The organism is Photobacterium galatheae (genome assembly GCF_000695255.1).
Lineage (GTDB): Bacteria > Pseudomonadota > Gammaproteobacteria > Enterobacterales > Vibrionaceae > Photobacterium > Photobacterium galatheae.
Genome location: NZ_JMIB01000021.1, coordinates 272,853 through 279,621, shown reverse-complemented (window position 1 = coordinate 279,621; position 6,769 = coordinate 272,853). Strand labels below are relative to the sequence as shown.

The following is a 6,769-nucleotide window of genomic DNA, read 5'->3' as shown; positions in this document are numbered from 1 at the left end:
AGTTAATGCGAACAGCGCCATGAATGAACAGTATTTCAGTTTGGTTTTTTGGGAAAGGAATAAGTGATGAAGGCGAGAGATCGGTCTGGAACCGATGAAAATGATAGAGGTGTTTTTTTCTTAAGGTGCCTGTCCTTTTAATCGTTGTCCTTTTAATCGTTGAGGGCAAGTTCATCTCATCCGTTATAATCGAAAAGGAGTTGTGACAATGTGGTTTCTCTATCTACTTATATTTTTTTCCTTTTCCTTTTCCGTTTCTGCGGAAATAGATCAAAATTTACGAGCTCAGTTATTCGATATGGCTAAAGCAGATCAAGATATCCGTAAAGAATTAGGGGAGGCGGGTTGGCATCAAGCGCCAAAAGAATTACGTGAAAAGCTATTAGCCATAGACGAAGAAAATACGCTAAAACTTAAGTCTATTCTCAGAGAGCGTTCTTGGTTCACTGAATCAGAGATTGGTAAGGACGGTGTCGGGGCAGCATTCTTAATTATTCAACATTCTCCTGATTATGAATTTAAAGAAAACATGCTACCTGTGCTAAAACAGTCTTACTTAAATGATGAAGGGATTACTGGTCAAGAGGTCGCACTTTTAACTGATCGAATACTTATCAGTAAGGGACAGAAGCAACGCTATGGTACACAAGCCAAAATTGGTCATGGAAAAGTAATTTTTGAGCCTGTCTCAAACCCTGAGTCGGTTGATGAACGAAGATCTGAAATGGAGATACCGCCGCTAGAGTTTTACCAGAAGCTTCTGGAAGAGATGTATGGCATTAAGGACTATCCTGAGATAGATTTAAGTTCGAGTGCCCAACCATAAACTCATTCAAGCTGATGTCGCCACCCCGTCTTCGTGCCGCAGAGTGAACCGACGATAATAATGAACAGAGACGTGCTGACCTGGGAAGGGGCTATCCTATATCCGGATTCTCGGGACGAGTACGAAGAATAGCCGCCTTAAAATTGGAGCATACCAATTGAGAAGCAGTCTAATCAAGAAGCAGTCACTGGGGGATGGGGTCACACACATGAAAAAAGAGGGCGCAGGGTCGTACAAAGAAAGGACCCCGTCCCTTATCGATTTTAATCGCAAAAAACCGCCCAACATGCGCATACAACCGTGATACGGAGAAATTGATATTGATGAAAGTTGAAGCTTTTTTGGTTCATTCCTTTACTGCCAATGGAACCGGAGGAAATCCTGCCGGTGTTGTGTTGCACGCAGATCATCTGTCTAATGAAGAAAAATTAGCAATAGCCCAAGCTGTTGGTTATTCAGAAACTGCGTTTGTGTCTCAAGATGATGAAGTCGATTTTGAGTTGTCTTTTTTTACCATCACAGGTGAAGTTGATTTCTGTGGTCATGCAACGCTAGCAGCATTTTCAACAATGTATCAAAAAGGAATTGTCACCGAAGGGCAATATGTTCAAAGAACGAAAGCAGGTTTACTTGCCGTAACGATAGCGTCTAATGGCCGTATCGTGATGGAGCAGAGGTTACCAGAATATCTTGGGGTGTTTGGTTACGAAGCAATATCAGAGTGCATTGGAATCGACGCGACAGTTCTCGAATCAACTCAGTTACCGATTGAGGTTATTTCAACCGGCTTGCCTGATATGATTGTGCCAGTGCCACATGGTTATCTGGACAGAATCCAAGTGAATGAACATTTACTCAGTGACTTCTGTAAAAAACATGATCTCGTGAGTGTCCATGCTTTTGAATTGTGCGAGAGAGACAGCGGGTTGACAGCAAGTTGTCGAAATTTTGCGCCTTTGTTTGGTATCCCAGAAGAGTCAGCAACGGGGAGCGCGAGTGGCGCATTAGCATGCTATTTAACCAAGCACCTTCGAGGCGAATATTCGAATGGCTTTACTTTCGAACAAGGTCGGGCAATGGGCTGTGTTTCAAGCATTACAGCATCAGTTGAGTCTAACGAACGGGGTATTCTCAAGGTTAGGGTTGGTGGTTTTGCTCATGAGGCTGGGCTGCAGAAAATCCTCCTGTAACTAGTGATTTAGGAAAATTCGTAACGCTTGGCACGCTGGATTTACAGTGACTTGACTTGGGTGTAGCTCATGACTCAATTGGGCGTTATGTGAATTGGAGAATCTAATGGACAAGGCTGTCAAGCATCGGTTTGATGAGTATCCAGATATTGCTCAAACTCAGCTAAAAGCGTTACGAAGCTTAATTCTACAGGTTGCTTCTGAGCTGCATTTGGGTGATGTTGAAGAATCTCTGAAGTGGGGAGAGCCAAGTTACAGTGTGAAAACGGGCAGCCCAATCCGAATTGACTGGAAATTGAAGTCTCCAAATCACTACTATCTGTTCTTTCATTGCAACACGAAGTTAGTCGACACATTTCGAGAGTTGTATGGTGACGTGCTGACGTTTCAAGGCAATAGGGCAATTGTACTGAACATTTCAGATCCTATGCCAGAGCCAGCAATTAAGCATTGCATCGAACTTGGTTTAACTTATCATCAGAGAAAGCATTTACCTCTTTTGGGCGCGTGATAGAAAGTCACATAAGACATATGAGGGCCTTTTAATGCTATAGGGCCTCATCATTTCCACTACAGGCTTCCATGCCAAAGTTGGCAAGGCATATTTGCAAATGTTTGAAGGCATGACTGGTTTGTGAATCAACATCTTGCTTTGATGCTCCTCGCTGTGGATACTGAAGCTTTTTGGGTTTAATTCAATACAATAAACAGCTTGTGACATATTGGCTTCCAAGGAGGTTGGAATCAGGCTTACCAAAGCCGGGTAAATCCTGATGAGGGGAAGTTCATGTTGCTTGTTATATATTTTATGAAAAACAGAGTAATAAAACATTGAAGAAATATAAAAGCATTTATGTAGTCATTTGTTGGCTAGCGCTTGCAGCGGCGGCGGGTATTATTGGTAACGAATTTCACCAGTCTTACGAAGAGCTAATGGGACAAAAAGACAACACGATTAACGTTTTAACAAAAAAAGTATTTGACCTCGAGAATGATTTGGCTGAAAGCAGAGAGTTACTCAGTAGAATTCAAGGTGGTGTTGATGACGTGTCAAAAGAAATATCTTTGCAGTTCAGCGTAACAGCAGAAAAGCAGATAGGTACGATTGAGAAATATAGAAAATCAATAAGGAGTCTAGAAATAGTAAATTCCTGGCAAGAAAAAAATAGTATAGATATTGAGTCGACGCTGACTTCTCATGATTTCTCAAGAGATGTCAACCAAGATATAGTGATTCAATCAATGCATTCAGTCTGCGAACTTAACTCTTTTCATCGATGGCTATCAGGCGAAGACGCTCTTTTTTTACCGCGCCAAACGATTTTGGATTTCTCAGCGTACTTCAATACGATTGATGTCTATTGTGAGTTTATTCCAGAAAATCTTGCAAGAATACGTGCTGATTCGTGGATTGCCGATATTTCACAATCTACTCTAGGAAGAGTTCAGTTTAATATGAGCACTGTTAATGATAATTACAACCAAATATTGTTAGCCTCTAGGGATATGTTAAGAAAGCTCGGTAATGAGGAAGATAAACTTCTAAAAGAAAATATATAAAACAGATCAGTCTTCTCGGTGTTAAGGGATGAAGTGAACTTGTTGGCTGCATAGCAGCCAATTGATCTGAACAACAAAGTTGTGTGTTTCAATTTATCATTATCACCATTCATTATTGCTTACATTATCTTCGTTGTGGAGGCTGGCGTGGTGCTTGGTTTAATCAATACTATCAATAGATTATGCATGATGGCCTCTCAGGACTTGGGGTCTGATTCAGTAAATATGGCAAAGCTTGATGAGGGGGCGTTCATTTGTCAGGGACAATTGAAAACTCAGAGGAAGATCATTGTGAAATTGAAAGTGAGTTATTTTGTTTTTTTACTTCTGGGGACGATTACCACTGCTTATGCAGATGAGCCTAGTTTTTCCCACTACGAAGGCCAAGAGTATCAAGTCGTGAAAAGTGATCTTCTCACCCAAGGCTGGAAACTTTTACCGACACAAGACGAGGAAACACCGATCGACAAAAATTATCCGGAGATTACTTGTGGTTCAGGTTCAATGGCTATTTGTTCTGTTGGCTTTCAAAACGGTCAAAACACAGTTGCTTTCATTGTCGAAAAGTCAGGGAGTCAATTGATAGTTTTGGGGGAATATTAAGTTGCACTGTTACGTTCTGGCATTCATGCCATGACCCGGTGACACGACGTGGTTTTGGTTCCTTCACTGTTCGTTTTATGAAACAGATATTGTGGAAATTTGAAGCTACTTTTTTATCGCTGTCATAGCTGATACAAAGGGAAAAACCTACGGTGGAGGGCATGGCGAGAATCTCATGAAAAGGATGAAATTGTGCTTTGCTTTGTGTGATTGTCCTTGGACGCCTTCAGTGATCGGCCGGTGTTTCATCGGGTGGCTGATTGGCTTCTGTTGTCTTGTCTTTGCTCATCCGAGCTTTTCTGAAGCGCTGAGTGTAGAGAGTTTCAGCATACGTGCGCGTGTTTCGGAACAGACTTTACTCGGAGAAGATGCGCCAGAGGAGTTTGAGGAATACTCGGTGTCGGCGAACATCGGGTTACCCTGGAAACCTGCGACCATTTTGGGCTGGGATGTAGGTACCCGTTTTATGGCGAGTACCGGCATCTTGCGGGGCGCGGGGGAAGATGCGCTCGTAGTTTCGGTCATTCCTGAACTCACATTGGGTCGCAAAGAGGGTTGGTTTACGCTTGACATGGGAGCAGGTGGTGCACTATTCAGCAGACATCGTTTTGGGACGCAGGATTATGGCGGGCCTTTCCAGTTTGCTCTGACCTTTGGCTTCGGAATACCGTTATATCAAAATCTAGGGTTGGGCTATCGGTTTCTTCATTACTCAGATGCGGGTTTGAATGGGTCTGAGACGACTGGGGCCGATTTCCACATGATTGAGTTTATCTATCAGTTTTGATTTAAAAAGAATCATGGCCCGCCACGAAAAGGGGGCTGGCAAAGTGTGATAAGGGGAATCTCTGTATTCACAAAGCGACAGACGCCATGATCAACAGGATGAGGTTGAATGTACCTGAGAAAAGCCAGTGAAAATGAACTCGATTGGATTTATCGCATGGGATTTGATGCCTGGGGGAATGGGCTTTCTATGGATGCCTATCTTGAAGGTTGCCGGAAAAGTACCAAATATCAATCGGGCACTTGGTATGTGCTGACTGTGGACGGCCAGCCGGTGGCTTCTTTGATTGTTTATTCAGGGCAATTTGCTCTTCAGGACGGGTGTTTTGGGATTGGCTCAGTTGCAACGGCTCCGGAGATGCGCTCTCAAGGTTATGGTTCTCAGATTGTACGCTTAGTGGCACAAACACTGTTCGAACAACATGGCGCCAAAGCGGTTTATCTTCATAGTGATATTGGCCATGCGTTTTATCAAAAACTCGGCTTTTCGCAAATACAGGGAACAAACTGCTTTTGTAAGTCAGCTCATTTCTTTCATCTTCAATCTTCAGTCCCTTCGTATTTTTAATCTTTCGCTCAGCCTGAATCACCAGAAAGCTTGTGACGGTTCTCGTAAACTGGGTTAGCAGCTTTCTTTTTGCCGCGAGTACTGCCGCCTAAGCTGTTCAACTAAATGCATTTTTTTTATTTGAGCGTAAGGGATTCGATGTACAAGTTTTCTCACATTGGGTTGATGGGTTTAACTTTGGTACTGAGTGGTTGCGGAAATGATGATGTGAATTTTGCAAGGCTGAGTTTTGATCGGGCGGTTGTCGACATTGACTACCGCGGCAGAGACGATGCCATACAGCAGGTTTACCTGGATGGGCTGCAACAAGTCTTCAAAGCAGCCGGTATTGCGCCAGAGGCTGTGAAAATTCACTTAGACGAGGAAAAAGGGGATGTGACCAGCTTGCTGTTAAGCACTTCATTGAAAGACGGAATTACTGACGCGCAAAAAGCCTCGATTCAGAGTGCTCTCAAGAAAATTATTACTGACAAAAGTAACGGGATGGATATCCGCTTTACACTCCGACCTTCGGATATGGAGACTGAGATAAAGAGGCACCGTGAAGAAGCCGCGAGATTGAACAAAGAATTCAACACAAGGTTGATCGTGAAGGAGGTCATGGTTGGTATTTCTTACGATATGAGAGAGATGATGCTGTCGGCGATGAAAGGCTCTACATGGAGTAAGGGAGAGGCTTATTGTACGGTTGCGATGACAGTATCTCCAGCATTGCCATTTAGCGATATTGTGGTGAACCACAAAGAAGAGAAGCCCGTCGGGATGTCCTTGGTGAGACGCCAAGGATACAGTGGTTATGCCTTGCCCACGGATATCCAGTTAGGGTATCCGCACCTTCAGGCCAAACTGGATAGTCATCAGATCCTGATTTCCACTGAAATCACCAACAGTGCCCCGGGTGCGTTCCAAAGGCGGAACCGGGGAATGAAACAGATGGAGATTGAGTTGGGTTCATTGGGAGCCGTCAGTCACGAAAGTGGCAAGGTTAATTTTTCAACCAGCCATTCTCTTGATAAAAGGTGCCGAGATATGGCGATAGAGCTGGGAAGGCCATTTACCTTCGCCATGGGCGATTCGTTGGATCGGCTGAAGTCGTTCACCTTTTTTAAACTGTGAGCCGGGCCTGTTCTGAACGGATAACCAGAGTCGAATAACCGGGACAGGCACGTTTAATAGAAAGTCATTCAATCCTTTCATTTGAATGATGTGAATTTCAATGATGTATTGATGGAACCG

Annotated in this window: 8 protein-coding genes; all 8 read left to right on the top strand. The window is 43.5% G+C overall.

Annotation, left to right across the window (positions count from 1 at the left end):
- The first annotated feature begins 208 nt into the window (after positions 1–208).
- Positions 209–826 (top strand): DUF6624 domain-containing protein, encoded by a 618-nt coding sequence (locus tag EA58_RS11105; protein WP_036752447.1) that lies wholly within the window; start codon positions 209–211, stop codon positions 824–826.
- Between the two features lie 320 nt (positions 827–1,146).
- A complete protein-coding gene (locus EA58_RS11100) occupies positions 1,147–2,016 on the top strand; it encodes a PhzF family phenazine biosynthesis protein (RefSeq protein ID WP_412177944.1) in 870 nt (289 codons plus the stop codon).
- A 106-nt stretch (positions 2,017–2,122) separates the two neighbouring features.
- On the top strand, positions 2,123–2,527 hold the full coding sequence (locus tag EA58_RS11095; RefSeq protein ID WP_036752440.1) for a DUF1801 domain-containing protein: 405 nt from the start codon (positions 2,123–2,125) through the stop codon (positions 2,525–2,527).
- A gap of 320 nt (positions 2,528–2,847) precedes the next feature.
- A complete protein-coding gene (locus tag EA58_RS11085; protein WP_036752435.1) occupies positions 2,848–3,576 on the top strand; it encodes a hypothetical protein in 729 nt (242 codons plus the stop codon).
- Positions 3,577–3,723: 147 nt separating this feature from the next.
- Positions 3,724–4,179, top strand: a complete 456-nt coding sequence (locus tag EA58_RS11080; RefSeq protein WP_152547994.1) for a hypothetical protein — start codon at positions 3,724–3,726, stop codon at positions 4,177–4,179.
- 175 nt (positions 4,180–4,354) lie between these two features.
- Positions 4,355–4,966: an acyloxyacyl hydrolase gene (locus tag EA58_RS20925; protein ID WP_081819626.1), complete on the top strand. Its 612-nt coding sequence runs from the start codon at positions 4,355–4,357 to the stop codon at positions 4,964–4,966.
- Between the two features lie 108 nt (positions 4,967–5,074).
- Positions 5,075–5,533, top strand: a complete 459-nt coding sequence (locus EA58_RS11070; RefSeq protein WP_036752433.1) for a GNAT family N-acetyltransferase — start codon at positions 5,075–5,077, stop codon at positions 5,531–5,533.
- A 105-nt stretch (positions 5,534–5,638) separates the two neighbouring features.
- Positions 5,639–6,649, top strand: coding sequence for a hypothetical protein (locus EA58_RS11065; RefSeq protein WP_161781034.1), 1,011 nt, complete (start codon positions 5,639–5,641; stop codon positions 6,647–6,649).
- Positions 6,650–6,769: the final 120 nt, after the last annotated feature.